Genomic DNA, 15,925 nt, shown 5'->3' with positions numbered 1-15,925 from the left:
CGGCCGGAGGACGCGCGTGGTAGGCGCCGCCCCCTTGGGGGCGACGCCTACCGTTCGTGCATCAGCCGCAGGACGCGGCCGCGTAGTCCACCGTGTACGTCGACGTCCGGTCCCCGATCGTCGCGACGACCGTGGCGGAGCCCGCCTCGACCGACGTGGCGCGCGAGGCGAACGACTGCGACGCGGACTTGCCCGGAGCGACACCCGTGAAGGTCTTCGTCCCGAACGGCGTGCTCACCTTGATCGTCGCCGGCGCGTCGTCGGTGTTGACGACCCGCACGTTGACGAGCACCTTGCCCGCCGTGCACTGGGTCTTGGCCACGACCTCGGCCGTGACCCCGCCCTCGACCGGCGGCACCGAGAGGGTGAGCGGCTGGCTCACGTTCCCGGCGACGTCGACCGCGCGGTACGAGACCTCGACGGCCCCGTCCCCGACGACGAAGGGCTCGGTGTACTCGAGCCACTCGTCCGCGGGGGTGTCGGCGAGGCGGTACTCGACCCGGGCGAGGCCCGAACCGGTGTCCGCGCCGGCCAGGGTGACCGTGCGCTCGGACAGCTCGGCCGTCGCGGTCGGTGCCGTGGCGTCGATCTTCACCACGTGCACGACCTCCTGCGACACGTTGCCGGCCTCGTCGCTCGCGCGGAAGGCGAGCGAGTGCTCGCCGCCCGCCGTGAGCGCGATACCGCCCGTGTACGGGGCCCAGTCGGCTCCCGCGACCTTGACCTCGATCGACGGCGTCTGCGAGACGTCGTCGGTCGCGGTCGCGGTGACCGTCACGGCCCCGGTGTTCCAGCCGGACGCGCCGGCTGCCGGGTCCTGCGCGACGGCCACGACCGGTGCCTGCGTGTCCTCGTCACCGGTGGTGACGTGGAACCAGTCGAAGGCGACCTTCACGGGGACCTCCTGCTCGGGGCCGATGGCCACGAGACCGAAGGACGTCAGCGCCGCGTCGTTCGTGACCGGGGCCCCGAGGGACGTCCAGTTCACCCCGCCGTCGCTGACCCAGCCCTGGTAGGTGTTGCCCACCTTCTCCATGCGCAGGTACCAGTAGCCCGACTCGGTCGTGTCGGCGATCTCGAGCTGGCGGTTGCCGCCGCTCGAGGCCGCGTTCTTCTCCGACGCGAGCTCGGCACCCAGGTTGAGCGGGGTGCCCGGCTGGTTCTTGGCGACCACGTCGAGCTTGACGTAGTTGTCGTCGTCGCCGTAGGCCATCAGTCCGGCGTACTGCCAGCGGTGCAGCAGCGGTGCCTTGAAGCGCGTCTCCGCGACCCAGTCGCCCTCGGGGGCTGCCTGGAGCACGAAGTTGCGCGGGCTGATCGGGTTGGTGTTGTTGATGTCGCCCGGCTGCGTGGTGATGCGCAGCTCGCCACCGGCGACCTCGACCTTCGAGGCGTCGTAGCGGACCACGTTGTTCCAGCGGCAGCCGTCGAGGGCCGTGCCGTCGAACTCGTCGGACGGCTCACGGGTGCCGTCATCCGTCGAGTCCGGAGTGACCTTGAACCAGTCGACCAGGGCAACCGAGTCGGCCGTCCCCGTGTCTCCCGCGGCGATGACACCGAACGTGGCGTTCGCCTTGACCGGTGCAGAGCCAGGGATCGCGGTCCACGTCTGGCCGTCCGCGGAGTACGCGGCCGTGATGGCCGTCCCCGTGGAGGTCAGCCTGAGGTAGACCGACGACGGGAAGCTCGCAGCGACGTTCGTCTGGCCGTGCCACGTGCGCGCACCGCCGGTCTCGGTCTGGAACTCCAGGAAGCGGTTGCCGTTCTGGTTCTTCGTGAACGCGAACTTGGTGTACTCGTTGTCGTTCACGTGCACGAGGAGACCCGCGTGCTGCCAGTGCCGTGCGAGCGGGACCTCGACCTTGGTCTGGATCTCCCACGCCCCGGCGGGTGCCGGCTGGCCCAGGTAGCTGATCGGGCCCGGGACCGCCTCGTTGATGTCGCCCTGGACGACGGGCAGGACCGCCTTGCCGTCCGCGACCGTGATCGACGTCCCGGGTGCGGTACGCACCACGGTCCAGCGACCGGTGTTGATGTCAGCGGCGTCGAAGTCGTCCGACTTCTGCGCCGCGCACTGCGGCGGGGTGTCCGTCCCGGGCTCGGTCGGGTCGACCGGGTCGTCGTCGAACGAGAAGTCCTGGAACTCGACCGCGCTCTGGTTCGAGCTGTGCGCCGTCACGAAGAGACCGATGTCCTGGACAGACGCCGCTCCCGGCAGGGACACAGGGTCGCCGATCTGGGTGAAGTTCTCGCCGTCCTTGCTCCACGACGCGGTGTACAGGTCACCGTCGCGCTCGATCCGCACCCACGCGGGGTAGCTCGTCGAGCTGGCCGCCGAGGAGGTCACGAGCTGCCCCGCGGCGTTGCCGCGCAGCCACTCGAAGCCGCCGCTCGGGCGGATGCCCAGGGCCGCGTAGCCGGGCGACTTGCCCGGCTGCGTCACGTCGTTGCGGACGATGAGACCCGCCTTGGCGGATCCGTTGGAGTTGCCCTGGCTGTTGACCTTGACCGTCGCTGACCACTTCTCGTCCGCGCCGGCCTCCTTGTAGATGGCCGAGTACTCGTCGGTGCCCTGCCACATGTTGGCGCCCGCCGAGTTCACGAGGTACTTGCCCTCGGACAGCTGCTCGAACGTGCCATTCGCGTTGGTGAAGGTCTTCATGCCGGCGAACAGGTCACCGACCTGAGCCATGACGATGCGGGACTTCGTGGTGAGGCCCTTGTCGTTCGTGGCGACCGCGGTCAGCTTGTAGTAGTTGTCCGCCGTGGCGTTCCACGTCGTCGTGTACGGCGCGGACGTGTCCGTGCCGATCGACTGGCCGTTCACGAAGAACTCGACCTGGGTGACGGTGTTCTCCGCGTCGGTCGCGTCCGCGGTGACCGTGATCGCGCCCTGCTCGAGCTGGACGCCCGCCTCGGGAGCGGTCACGACGACCTCGGGACGGGTCGTGGCCGAGATGCCCTTGCCGTGCGCCTCGATGAAGTTCAGGCGACGCTCGCCCGCACCGGGGAACACGACGTACAGCGTGAAGCTCTCGCCCGGGTCCGCCACGTCGACGCGCACGTCGGTGAAGGTACCCAGCCCGGTCTCCGGGACGGAGGCCGTGGCGAGGAGCTCGCCGTCGGGAGCGTCACGGCGCAGCTCGACGGTGCCTGCCTGGGCTGCCGAGACGCGCAGCGACAGGGCACTGATCTGGTGGAGGTTGAACGGGTCGTACGAGGACCAGGCCCCGTCCTTGCCCGTGATGACGGACCCGCCGCCCTCGACGTCCCGGCTGGGGAGCTGGGTCGTGCCCTGGGTGGCGGTCTGGAACTCGGCCTCACGCTTCTTGCCGAACACCAGCGTCGTGTCGGAGCCGGTCAGCGCAGGCACGTCGCCCTCGCCGCCGCCGTCCGTGTACCGGGCGTCGAGCACGTAGAAGACGTTCATGTCCTCGCCGTGGCCGCCGCCCAGGCCGGTCTCGACCGAGCCGGTCGTGCCGTGGAGGGGCTCGGAGGGGTGCGCGTGGGCGTCGTGCCCGAGCGCCGGCTGGATGATGACGTTCTCGTCGACGATCGAGGAGTCCTCGGCGTCGCTGACCGCGACGTCCCAGTCGATCCGGTCGCCGAAGTCGAAGAACGACCCGGTCGGCGGCAGGTTGAAGTCGACCTCGGGGCGCGTGTTGCCGACCGTGATCGGGACCGTGGCGGTACCGACCTTGCCCGACGGGTCGCTCACCGTGAGGCGGGCGTCGTAGACGCCGTTCGCGGTGTAGGTGTGGCTCGGGGCCGCCTCGGTCGAGTCGGTCGTGCCGTCACCGTCGAAGTCCCACGCGTACGTGAGCGCCTCGTTCTCGGGGTCGGTGCTCGCGGCGCCGTCGAACGTGACGGTGAGCGGGGCCGTGCCCGAGTCCGGCGTGGCGGCCGGCTTGGCGACCGGGGAGCGCGAACCGGAGATGTAGTCGATGCGGTGCAGGCCCGAGTTCGGGTTGTCACGCCCGAAGCCGCCGCCCCAGTCGAGCACGTAGAGCGCGCCCTCGGGGCCGAACGTCGAGTCGATCGGGGCGAGGAACTGCTCGTTCGACAGGAACGGGTTGACCTTCTCGACAGCCGCGCCCTTCGGCGTGGAGTCCTTCAGGTCGATCGAGTACATCTTGTTGCGCGCCCACTCGTAGAAGAAGGGCTTGCCGTCGTAGTACTCGGGGAACTTGGTGTCCGACACGAGGTCCGCGTCGTAGCTGTAGAACGGGCCACCCATGGGTGCGAGCCCACCACCGGCGTTGATGACGCCGGGGGCCGACGTGCGCTGGTAGCCGTAGTACATGTCCGCCGGCTGGGCGGCGGGGAGCTGCGTCAGACCCGTGTTCAGGATCGAGTCGTTGACGGGGTTCGCGCAGTCGAAGTTGGCGCCGACCGTGACCGGGTTGGTGCGGTAGTCGACGTCACGGAAGGGCTCGTTCTTGCCCATGCACAGGGGCCAGCCGAAGAAGCCCGGCTCCTGGATGTAGTTCCACTCGGCGATGCCCGCGGGGCCGCGGTTCGCGAGGTTGTCGGAACCGTTGTCCGGGGAGTAGTCGGCCACGCCGAGGTTGCCCGTGGCGGGGTCGATCGTGAACCGGAACGGGTTGCGGAAGCCCATCGCGTAGATCTCGGGCAGCGTCTTGTCGGTGCCCGGGGCGAACAGGTTGCCCTCGGGGATCGTGTACGTGCCGTCAGCCTCGGGGTGGATGCGGAGCACCTTGCCGCGCAGGTCGTTGGTGTTGGCCGACGTCGCGCGAGCGTCGTGCAGGCGGCCGTCGCGCTCCGAGAGCGGGGCGTACCCGCCCGAGGGCTCGGAGTGCGGGTTCACGTCGTCGCCCACGCCGATGTACAGGTCACCGGTGCGGTCGTCGAAGATCAGGCTGCCGCCCGTGTGGCCCGGCTCGTCGGGCAGGCGCCCGGCCGGGACCTCGATGAGGACCTTCTCCGAGGCCGGGTCGATCACGGTGCCGCCGGGACCGCCGTCGGTCACGGTGAAGCGCGAGATCCGGTTGAAGAAGTTCTCCGGGTTCGTGTCGTCGGCCGAGGCCGGCGAGTAGTACTGGTAGAGGTACCCGTTGGTCGCGAAGTCCTTGTCCAGCGCGATGCCCAGCAGGCCGTCCTCACCGCCCGAGTACACGGGGATGGTGATGGCGGTCGTGGTGTTCTGGGTGCGCGGGTCGTAGACGCGGATCTGTCCACGCACGAGCTCGGTGAAGAACACGCGACCGTCGGGCGCGACGTCCATGCCGAACGGTGCGCTCGTGTTCGTGTCGAGCGCGACCTTCTCGAACTGGCCCCAGTCGGTGCCGCCACAGTCGCCCGCCACCTGGCCGGACGCCCACTGGACGCCGCCCACGATGTGCTGGACCAGGTCCGGCTCCCCCGTGAAGTGCGCACCGAAGTGGCCCATGCCGGTCATCCAGGCGCGGCCGCCGTCGTAGGGCTTGCACCACGAGATCGGGTGGTCGGCGCCCATCTTGTTGCCGCCCGCGTCGTACGTCGACTCGTCCATGGTGGCGAGCACGTGCGCGCTGCCGCGGACGTTGGCCGAGTAGTTGTACCACTCGTCGGCGCGGTTCCAGCGCTGGTCGAGGTGCTTGGTCGAGGGGTGCACGCTGTCCTCGACGCGCACCGTGCCGGGCAGGCCGGGGCTGTTGCCGGTCGCGGCGTGACCGGGCATGAGCGCCCCGATCATGTCGTCCCACCAGCCGTAGTTGCCGCGCATGTCGGTCGCGTTGTGGATCGCGACGATGCCGCCGCCGGCCTGCTGGTAGCGCTCGAGCGCGGCCTTCTGGTCGGCGTTCCACGGGTCGCCCGACGTCTGGAACATGACCAGCGCGTCGTACTCCGCGAGGCCTTCGTCGGTGAAGACCGAGGAGTCCTCGGTGTGGTCGGAGGAGATCCCGACGTCGGCGAACGCGGCCTCGAGCACCGGGGTGCCCTGCGTGATCGCCTCGGAGTGCCGGAACTGGGTCGTCTTGGTGAAGATGAGGACCTTGCGGTCGTCACCGGGAGCATGTGGTCCGTCGTGGGCAGCAGCCGTCGTCGCGGGCGCGAGAGTGAACGCCAGAGCTCCGATGGTCAGCGCCGCGACGGCTCTTCCCCGCAGGGGAAGTCGCGCAGCCTTCATGTGTCTTGCCTCCAGGGCAGTCGGCACGTGGCGAGTCCGTGCCCCGCTCGTCGGTGAACGGGGCCGCACGTGCTGTGAAGAGTTACGTCGTCCCACGGCGTGCCGGCGCCGTCGGTACTGCACCTACCGATCGGTCAGCCGCGCATCAGTCCTTTCAGGAAGTCCAGGCCATCGACGGCGATGGCGTCCTGGGAGAAGGCGAGCGGTCGCCAGATCGAGGCGGCCGTCGCGATGGTCGCGTTGTCGGCGGTGAACGACTCGATGCACAGCGAGCCGTCGTAGCCCACGAGGTCGAGCGCGCCGAGGAACGCAGGCCAGTCGAGGTGGTCGCTGCCGGGGGCCCCGCGGTCGTTGCCGCAGACCTGCACGTGCGCGATGCGGTCCCCGGCGCGCGTCACCGCGGCCGCCAGGTCCGTCTCCTCGATGTTCATGTGGTAGATGTCGAGCATGAGCCCGATCCCCTCCGACGGGAGGGGCGCGACGACGGCGAGGCCCTGGTCGACCGTGTTGACCAGGCTCGTCTCGTAGCGGTTGAGCGGTTCGAGGCCGATCCGCACACCTGCGGCCATCGCGTGCTCGACGACGGGGGCCAGGTGGTCGACGAGCTCGGCGTACGCGGCCTCGCGCTGGCCGGCGGTCATCCGCCAGGTACGCCCCACGGACGCGTACGCCGGCCCGCCGATGACGCGCGAACCGACGGCGTGCGCCATGTCGACGACCTGGCGCAGGTAGTCCTGGGTCCGGCGGATCGTGCCGCCGTCGGCCGAGACGAGCTCGCGCCCTGGGCCCATGACGAGCGAGACCGAGGCCGCGAGGCCGTTGTCCGCGAGGACGCCCGCGGCGAGCTGCGGGTTCCAGTCGGTCACGTCCTCGACGGGCAGCTCGAGGACGTCGAAGCCCCATCCGGCGACGCGCGGGGCGATCTCGCGCAGGGAGGCGTCGGTCAGGGGCGAGGTCCACACCCAGGTGTTGACCCCCAGGGGGCGCGTACGAGCCACGGTGCTCTCTTTCGTCGGTGGGTGCGCTGCCGGTCCGCCCGACGCCGGAGCCCACCTTCGCGGGGAAAGGTGCGCTGCGTCGTCGGGCGCCCGGGAGGTGCCGTGCGTACCGGCTCCCGGCCGGTCCCCCGAGGAGAGCGAGGGACCGGCCGGGCCGGGGTCAGCGGTTGGTCCAGGCCTCGGGGTAGCCGGGCAGGTCCTCGCCGCCGAACTTGGCGTAGTGCAGCGAGGGCATGTCCTTGTTGGCGTCGAGGTAGGCGTCCAGGTCCTCGCCCGTGATGGGCGACTGCGGCAGGACCCACTCGGCCGGGACCTGCTCTCCGTTCCAGATCTTCTGGGCCGCGAGGATCGGGGTGCGCCACTGGAAGTTGGAGTACACGGCGCCCAGGGCGGTCATGTCCGTCTCCTTCCACTTGCGCATGAAGCTCAGCTCGTCCTCGCCCATGAAGACCGGGTAGGGCTTGCCGGCGTCCTCGAACGCCTCGACCGCCGCGACGGCGCCGTCACCGGCGTCCATCCAGATGCCGTCCACGTCACCGCGCTGCAGGTACTGCGTCACGATGTCCTTGATCTTCGCGCCGTCACCACCGGTGAACTCCTGGCCCACGACCTCGATCTCGCTCTCGGAGAAGATCTTGTCGGCCGCGGCCCAGCGGTTCTCCAGCACGTCGACACCGGGCAGGATGCGCAGGGCCAGGACCTTCGAGCCGGGCTCGAGGTTCTCCACGAGGAACTCGGCGCCGTCGGCGCCGTAGGCGTAGCCGCCGATCGGGTGGATGTAGGTCACCATGCAGTCGGAGTTGACGCCGCGGTCGAACACGATGACGGGCTTGCCGGACGCGCACGCCGCCTCGACCGCCGGGGTCAGGGTCGCGGTGGTCGACGGCGAGATGATGATCGCGTCGCAGTCACCGGCCTCGACGAACGCCTGGATGTCCGAGATCTGCTTGTTGTCGTCGTCCGCGGCGTCCGAGACGCGGAACTCCGAGATCTCGCCCGAGGCCTTGAGGACCTCGACCTGCTGCTGCATCGTGATGAAGCCCGTCACGCGCCACGGGTTGGAGACCGAGGCGTTGGAGAAGCAGAGCTTCTTGCCGCCCTCCTTCGCGTACTGCGCGGTGTCCACGTACTCGGGGTCGATCGCCTGCAACCACGGCTGCTCGCCCGGCCCCTCGGGCACCGCGGTGCGCTGGGCGAGCTGACGGTCGTAGTCGGCCTGCACGAACCACTGGCTGTTCGCACCGGACTCGTTCGACTCCTCGGCCCCCTCGGAGGCCGTCTCTCCTCCGGCGGGGGCCTCGGGCACGTCGGTGCTGCACGCAGCGGTGAACAGCAGTGCCGCGGTCGCGGCTCCTGCCATGAGAACTCGAGAGCGTCGCATGTTCCTTCTCCTGATTTTCGGAAGACTTCGTTGTCCTGCCGACGCAACGGGTGCGACGGCCTGTCGGGGACGGATCTGTGTGGCGTTCCGGGTGGTGACCGGAGGACTAGGGCGCTGCTGGCTGGGGCTCCTTGGGGACGGTGGGTTCGGGGACCCCTGCCGGGGGGCTCGGCACGGCCTTGGACCGGCGCGGCATCGCGGCGTAGGCCACCGCGGCGATGATGATCACGCCCTGGACCGCGGGACGGATCGTGGACGGCAGGCTGAGCTGGTTGAACAGGGTGAACAGGGCTTCGAGTGTCAGTGCGCCGGCCATGGCCGCGACCACCGAGCCCCGGCCGCCGCCCAGGACGACGCCGCCCAGGACGACCGCCGTGATCGCCATGAACTCCAGGCCCTCGCCCACCTGGGCCGTCACGCCGGCGTAGCCGCCGATGAGGATGCCCGCGACCGTGGCCATGAAGCCGGAGAACAGGAAGGCCCGCGTGCGCACCCACCAGACCGAGGCGCCCGAGAACGCCGCGGCCACGTCGTTGTCCCCGGTCGCGACGAGCGTGCGGCCGAACGGGCGCCGCATGAGGACCACCGCGACCACACCGAGCACGACCGTGATGAGCACGGCGAAGGGGACCTGGAACTGCCCCGGGGTGTCCGGCAGGCCGCCGCGGCCCCACTGGCGGAAGCCGTCCGTGAGCGAGCCCGTGGGCGCCCCGCCGGTCCACAGGCGGATCGCGCCGTAGAGCACGAGCATCATGCCGAGCGTCGTGATGAACGACGGGACCTTCAGGAGCGTGACGATCAGGCCGTTGACGAGCCCGACCGCCAGGCCGAACAGGACCATGAGGCCGATCACGGGCCAGGTCATGGAGTCCTCGCCGTCGATGAGCTTGGCCGCGATGACGACCTGGGCCCCCACGAGCGAGCCGACCGAGAGGTCGAACTCCCCCGACACGATGACGAAGTACTGCCCGATCGCCAGGACGATCAGCGGCGCCGCCTTCTTGAGGAAGGCCATGATCGACATGGGCTCGCCGAACGAGGGGTTCATCACGAGGATCGCGACGAACACCACGATCAGCAGGGCGTAGACCGTCCAGGTGCTGCCCGACGTGACGCGCCGGACCCAGCGGGAGAGACCGTTCCCGGTGGTGGCGGCCGGCGTGGCCCCCGGGGTGCTCGGGCGGGTCGCGGGAGTGCTCGCGCTCATCGGGTGGCCTCCTTGCCGGTCGTGGCGGACGGGTTCTCGGGGTCCGCGGCGGCCCCTGGCCCTGCCGGGCCGGTGCGGTCCGGCGAGCTCGCGCCGCCGGGTCCGCCGCGGGAGCCGGGTCGGACGGACTGCGCCAGGGCCTTGAACCTCGCTCGGCTGCTCGCGGGGTCGATCTGGCGGCGGGCGTACATGGCGACCGCGGCGATGATGATCGCGCCGCGCAGGACGTCCTTGAAGAACGGGCTGACGTCGAGCACGTTGAACACGGTGTCGAGCGAGGCGAGGATCAGGACGCCGGCCATGGTGCCGAGGATGGAGCCGCGGCCTCCCATGAGCAGGGTCCCGCCGAGCACCACGGCCGCGATCGAGTTGAGGTCGTAGCCGTACGTGTAGACCAGGGCGTTGCCCGTGCCGAACCGTGCCGCGATGAGGAGGCCGGCGATGCCCGCGCACAGCGAGCACAGGACGTGGGCCAGGATGATCGACCGGTCCGTGCGGATCCCCGAGAGACGGGCGACGTCGATGTTCCCGCCGACCGCGAACATGTGGTAGCCCGGACGGGTGCGGGTCAGGAGCACGACGCCGAGCACCATGACGACCGCGAGCACGATGACCGAGACCGGCACCGGACCGATGCGCGTGTACCCGAAGCCCTGGAAGGCCTTGGGGACCTCGCCCGACGGGCCCTTGAACTGCGTGTCGAGGTAGCCCTTGATGACGAGGCCGACACCGAGCGTCGCGATGAACGAGTTCACGCGGAGCTTCGAGATGACGAGCCCGTTGACCAGTCCGACGCCCGCGGCGACCGCGAGCGCCGCGACCACGCCGAGCCAGATGCGCGACGGGTCACCGGCCATGGTCGTGGCGGCCACCAGCGAGGACCAGGCCACGACGTACCCGACCGACAGGTCGAGCGACTTGCACAGGATGACGAACGTCTGGCCGATCGCGACGAAGCCCAGCAGGCTCGTCTGGGACAGCAGGTAGAACAGGTTGCCCTGGCTGAAGAAGCTGCCGCCCTGCGCCGCGACGAGCCCGGCCGAGACGACCAGGATGCCGACGAGGGCGAGGTAGACGATCCCTGTCGAGCCGAGCCGGCGCCGTCGGGGGCCGGAGGTCGTGCTCCCCGCCCGGGGCGAGGCGGTGCTCACCGCGGTGCTCATTTCTCCTCCTGGAGGGTGTCGCTGTGCGCGGGACGGGCTGTCCGGACGCTTGACCCGACGGGGACGTCGAGCGCGGAGAGGTCGACCTCGACGTGCTCCGACGTGTCTCCGGCCCCGGTCGCGAGCGCCATGATGGTCTCCTCGTCGCTGCCTGCGGGGAGCTCGCCGGCGACCCGGCCGTCGCGCATCACGAGGATGCGGTCGGCCATCGCGACGACCTCGGGGAGCTCGGACGAGATGAGCAGGATCGCGACGCCGCGCGCCGTGAGGGTGCGCATGAGGTCGTAGACCGCGCGCTTGGCACCGACGTCGATGCCGCGCGTGGGTTCGTCGAGGACGATGACCGACGGGTCCGTCACGAGCCACTTGGCCAGCACGACCTTCTGCTGGTTCCCGCCCGAGAGGTACTGGACCTCGGCGTCCTTGGAGCGCGAGACGAGGTCGAGCGACGACAGGATGCCGGGGATCGCCTTGGCGCGGCGGTCGGAGGAACCGGGGGTCACGGCGTCGAGCACGAGCCGTGCGTTCGCGGAGATCGACTGCTCGAGGGCCAGGCCCTCGGCCTTGCGGTCCTCGGTCACGAGCGCGAGCCCGAGCCGGACGGCCTCGCGTGCCGAGCCCACCGTGACGGGCTTGCCGTCGAGCAGGACCGTGCCCCGGGTGAACGGCGCGACGCCGAACACGCCGTGCGCGATCTCGGTGCGTCCGCTGCCCTGGAGTCCCGCGAGGGCCACGATCTCCCCCGCGCGGACCTCGAGGTCGATCCCGTCGACCTGGGTGTTGCCCGCGCCCGCGAGCGCGAGCTTGACGGCGCCGGGCACCGTGCCCGGGTCCTTGTCCGGGTAGTAGCCCGCGAACTCGCGGCCGACCATGGTCCGCACGAGCTGGTCCGGGGTGATGTCGGCCGTCGCAGTCGTCAGGACGAAGTCGCCGTCCTTGAGGACGGTGATGGTGTCGCAGAGGTCGAAGATCTCCTTGAGGCGGTGCGAGACGTAGAGGATCGCGACGCCTCGGGAGCGCAGCTGCTGGACGAGCGCGTAGAGCAGCTCGACCTCCTGGTCGGCGAGCGCGGCGGTGGGCTCGTCCATCGAGATGATGCGGGCGTCGTAGGAGACGGCCTTGACGATCTCGACGATCTGCTGCTCGGCCACGGACAGCGACCCGACCCGCATCCACGACGCGAGGCCGTGCAGACCGAGGTCCGCGAGCAGCGCGTCGGTGTCGCGGGCCATGCGCCGGGCGTCGACGATCCCGAACCGGCGCGGCTCGCGGCCGAGGTACACGTTCTCCGCGACCGTGCGCTCGGGCAGGAGGTTGAACTCCTGGAAGACGGTCGAGACCCCGGCTGCCTGCGCGGCGAGGGGGGACGCGAACGTCGCGGGCGCGCCGTCGAGCTCCATGGTGCCCGCGTCGGGCTGGTGGACCCCGGCGATGATCTTCATGAGCGTGGACTTGCCGGCGCCGTTCTCCCCGACGAGCGCGTGGACCTCACCGGGTCGCACGTCGAGGTCGATGCCGCGCAGGACCGAGTTGCCGAAGAAGACCTTGCCGATGCCCCGCAGCCGCAGGAGGGGCGCGGCCACGCCCTCTCCTGCCGTCGGTGCTGTCATGCCTCTACCTCCACCCAGGTGCCGGTACGTGCGGAACGGGCCACGGCCTCGGCGAGGTGTGCGGCCCGGAGGCCGTCGGCGAACGTGGGCAGCCCGTCGGGCGTGCGCCCGTTGATGGCCGCCGCGGTGTCACCGACGAGCGCGTCGAAGCAGTCCTGGTATCCCTGCGGGTGTCCTGCGGGGAGCCGGGAGTAGCGGGCAGCCTCGGGCGTGAGGGCCTCGGGGTTGCGGATGAGCAGACGGCTCGTGTCGCGGCGGCCCTCCCAGAGGGTCTCCGGCCCCTCCTGGTCGAACGCGAGCGTCGACTCGGAGCCCGAGATCTCGAGGAAGAGCCGGTTCTTGCGGCCTGCCGAGACCTGGCTGATGACCGCCGAGCCGAGCGCCCCGCCGTCGGTCTCGTACTGCAGGGTCACGGCGTCCTCGGTGCGGACCGGCGCGGGGCGCCCGTCGGCGCCCGTGCGCTCGGCGTTGATCGTCGCGGTCTGCGCGACGAGCCGTGCGATGCGCTGGCCCGTCGTGAACTCGAGGAGGTCGCAGAAGTGGGAGCCGATGTCGCCGAACGCGCGGCTCGCGCCACCGAGTGCGGGGTCGACGCGCCAGTTGTCGTCGCTGGCCCGCAGGAGCCAGTCCTGGAGGTAGGACCCGTGCACGAGGCTGATGGTGCCGACCGCGCCGCTGCGGACCCGGGCGCGCGCCTCGCGCACCATGGGGTGGAAGCGGTAGGCGAAGGGCACGACGGCGACGCGGCCGTCCGCGGCGGCGGCCTCCTCGGCGAGACCGGCGAGCGCGATCGCGCCCTCGAGGTCCGTCGCGAGGGGCTTCTCGCACACCACGTGCTTGCCCGCGGCCAACGCCGCCGTGGCGAGCGGGACGTGCAGGAAGTTGGGGGTGCAGATGTGCACCACGTCGATGTCCGGGTCGTCGATGAGCTCCTGCGACGTGGCCGCGTAGCCCAGTGCCCCGAGGTCGGCGGCGGCCTCGCGCGCCCCCGGCGCGTCGATGCCGGCGACCGAGACGAGGTCTCCCCCGGCCGTGCGGATCGCACGGGCGTGGACCTCGCCGATGAAGCCGGTGCCGATGATGCCGGCACGGTAGCCCGCGGCGGGCAGCCGGCTCGGCAGCAGGTCGGTCGCTGGACGTTCGGGGACGGGGGTGGTCGCGGCCCCCACGACGGGGCGGCCGTCCAGGGCGGACAGCTCCGTCCTGGTGGCGGGGGCGTCGATGGCCCCGAGGTCTCGCGCGACTTCTTCGGCTCGCATGTCCCATACCGTAGGGCGACTTATGACGAGGGTCAAGCAAAAGCCGGATGTTTGATGTCACCGTTCGGTAACTCCATCGGTTAAACAATTGTGGAAGCGCGCCGTTCCGCGGGAAACCGACCCTCGACCGGCGCGGAATCGCGCTCCGCGGGCCCCAGGGCGGCACCGAGGACGCGCGCCGGGCCGCCCCACAGACCCCCGCGCCGGCATCGCGCCGCACACGCCGAAGGGCGCCCTCCCGGGGTGGGAGGACGCCCTCGCGGGGAGCTCGGGGACTACTCCTTGGTCGAGAACGCCGCGTCGAACGCGGCCTCGGGCGCCTCGAACGCATACTGCTTCACGAAGGCGAGCGCCTCGGGCGCACCCACGAGGCGGTCCATGCCCGCGTCCTCCCACTCGACCGAGATCGGGCCCTCGTAGCCGATGCTGTTGAGCATCCGGAAGGCGTCCTCCCAGGGCACGTCGCCGTGACCGGTCGAGATGAAGTCCCAGCCGCGGCGAGGGTCGGCCCACGCCAGGTGCGACCCCAGCCGCCCGTTGCGGCCGTTGTGCATGCGCTTCTTCGTGTCCTTGCAGTCCACGTGGTAGATCCGGTCCTGGAAGTCCCACAGGAAGCCGACCGGGTCCAGGTCCTGCCACACCATGTGGCTCGGGTCCCAGTTGAGGCCGAACGCCTTGCGGTGACCGATCGCCTCGAGCGTGCGGACCGTGGTCCAGTAGTCGTACGCGATCTCGCTCGGGTGCACCTCGTGGGCGAAGCGGACCCCGACCTCGTCGAACACGTCGAGGATCGGGTTCCAGCGGTCCGCGAAGTCCTGGTAGCCCGCGTCGATCATGTCCTGCGACGCCGGCGGGAACATCGCGACGTACTTCCAGATCGACGAGCCCGTGAAGCCGACGACCGTCTTGACGCCCAGCCTCGCCGCGAGACGAGCGGTGTTCTTCATCTCCTCGGCCGCGCGCTGCCGCACGCCCTCGGGGTCGCCGTCGCCCCACACGCGGTCCGACAGGATGTCGCGGTGCCGCTGGTCGATCGGGTCGTCGCACACCGCCTGCCCCTTGAGGTGGTTCGAGATCGCGTAGACCTTCAGGCCGTGCGCCTCGAGCAGCGCGAGCTTGCCCGCGACGTACTCCTCGTCGTCCCAGCGCCACGGGTCCAGGTGGTCGCCCCAGCAGGCGATCTCCAGACCGTCGTAGCCCCAGCCCGATGCGAGGCGCACGACCTCCTCGAAGGGCAGGTCGGCCCACTGGCCGGTGAACAGGGTGATGGGTCGTGCCATGTCGATGTCTCCTTCGTTCCGACGCCCGTGGTCCGGGAAGTCTCGGTGGTCGTCCTGTGGTCGGGTGCTCTCGATGAGGGTCGCCCTACGGGCGCTTCGTGGCCGTCGCGCGGCGACGGAGCACGAGCACGGCCCCCGCTGCGAGGAGCAGGACCGTGCCCCCCACGACGAGCGCCGTCGTCGGGACGCCCGACTCCTCGTCGCTCGCCGCCGCTGCCGAGTCCCCCTCGGCACCGACCTCCGTGTCACCCTCCGCAGATGCGGGTGCGGGCGCGGCGGGCGGCGGGACCACGTCGATCTGCGAGGTCGCGGTCGTGGCGACCGGCGTGGTCGTCGTCGCGGTCACGGTCCAGTGGCCGTCGGTCAGCACGTCCGGCGCGGACGTGTACCAGCCGACGCCCTCCGAGGCCGACGAGAGCTGGAGGGGGCCGATCTCCGTCCCGGCGTCGGACACCGCCGTGACCATGACGTCGACGATCTCCTCGACCGGGTGCCCGTCCGTCTTGTAGGTCACGTTGACCGAGATGCCACCGGCACCGTCGCCGCCGATCGACAGGATGATGTCGCCACCGTGCGCGCTCGCAGGCACCGCGCCCAGCACGGTCGCGAGCAGCGTCCCGAGCAGCAGGGCCATGCCTGCGGCCGCGGCCGCGCGCACGCGCCCGAGGGCGCTGGTCAGGGGGGCGGAGCGGGCGCGAGGGCGGGGGGTGCGCGCCCGGTCGGGACCGGTGTGCCGGTTCGCCTGCTGAGTCATGTCGCTCATCACCTCGTCGTGAAGGAAGGGGTCGTGCGTCGGGCTGTGCGGCCCGGTGGACCGAACGGTACTGCTGGACGTGCGGTGCACGACCGCGCCTCGCGCGGCGGTGCAGCCGGTGGTGCTAGCCCGCGGGACGCATG

9 protein-coding genes are annotated in these 15,925 nt (G+C 70.8%); all 9 read right to left on the bottom strand.

The annotated features are described in order from the left end of the window. Positions 1–61: 61 nt before the first annotated feature. The 9 genes from ACFRCR_RS09040 to ACFRCR_RS09000 all read right to left on the bottom strand — a co-directional run bounded on the left by ACFRCR_RS09040 (position 62) and on the right by ACFRCR_RS09000 (position 15,791). Positions 62–6,130, bottom strand: a complete 6,069-nt coding sequence (locus ACFRCR_RS09040) for a ThuA domain-containing protein (RefSeq protein ID WP_377676917.1) — start codon at positions 6,128–6,130, stop codon at positions 62–64. A gap of 134 nt (positions 6,131–6,264) precedes the next feature. After that, positions 6,265–7,128 carry a sugar phosphate isomerase/epimerase family protein gene (locus tag ACFRCR_RS09035; RefSeq protein WP_377676916.1) on the bottom strand — a complete coding sequence of 288 codons (864 nt, stop codon included), beginning with the start codon at positions 7,126–7,128 and terminating at the stop codon, positions 6,265–6,267. Positions 7,129–7,288: 160 nt separating this feature from the next. Continuing rightward, entirely contained in the window at positions 7,289–8,509 is a 1,221-nt protein-coding gene (locus ACFRCR_RS09030; RefSeq protein ID WP_377676914.1) for a substrate-binding domain-containing protein, read from the bottom strand. Positions 8,510–8,615: 106 nt separating this feature from the next. Beyond that, entirely contained in the window at positions 8,616–9,716 is a 1,101-nt protein-coding gene (locus tag ACFRCR_RS09025) for an ABC transporter permease (protein ID WP_377676912.1), read from the bottom strand. Further along, on the bottom strand, positions 9,713–10,879 hold the full coding sequence (locus ACFRCR_RS09020; protein WP_377676910.1) for an ABC transporter permease: 1,167 nt from the start codon (positions 10,877–10,879) through the stop codon (positions 9,713–9,715). The genes ACFRCR_RS09025 and ACFRCR_RS09020 overlap by 4 nt, the downstream gene beginning before the upstream one ends. After that, complete coding sequence (locus tag ACFRCR_RS09015; protein WP_377676908.1) at positions 10,876–12,489, bottom strand: sugar ABC transporter ATP-binding protein; 1,614 nt, start codon at positions 12,487–12,489, stop codon at positions 10,876–10,878. The genes ACFRCR_RS09020 and ACFRCR_RS09015 overlap by 4 nt, the downstream gene beginning before the upstream one ends. Then, a complete protein-coding gene (locus tag ACFRCR_RS09010; protein WP_377676907.1) occupies positions 12,486–13,748 on the bottom strand; it encodes a Gfo/Idh/MocA family protein in 1,263 nt (420 codons plus the stop codon). Before ACFRCR_RS09010 ends, ACFRCR_RS09015 begins: the two co-directional genes overlap by 4 nt. A 275-nt stretch (positions 13,749–14,023) precedes the next feature. Further along, positions 14,024–15,028, bottom strand: coding sequence for a sugar phosphate isomerase/epimerase (locus tag ACFRCR_RS09005; RefSeq protein WP_191792191.1), 1,005 nt, complete (start codon positions 15,026–15,028; stop codon positions 14,024–14,026). 85 nt (positions 15,029–15,113) lie between these two features. Then, positions 15,114–15,791 (bottom strand): hypothetical protein, encoded by a 678-nt coding sequence (locus ACFRCR_RS09000; RefSeq protein ID WP_377676905.1) that lies wholly within the window; start codon positions 15,789–15,791, stop codon positions 15,114–15,116. Positions 15,792–15,925 lie beyond the last annotated feature (134 nt).

The organism is Oerskovia sp. NPDC056781 (genome assembly GCF_042789955.1).
GTDB classification, from domain to species: Bacteria; Actinomycetota; Actinomycetes; order Actinomycetales; family Cellulomonadaceae; genus Oerskovia; species Oerskovia rustica.
This window is presented reverse-complemented; position numbering and strand designations above follow the sequence as displayed.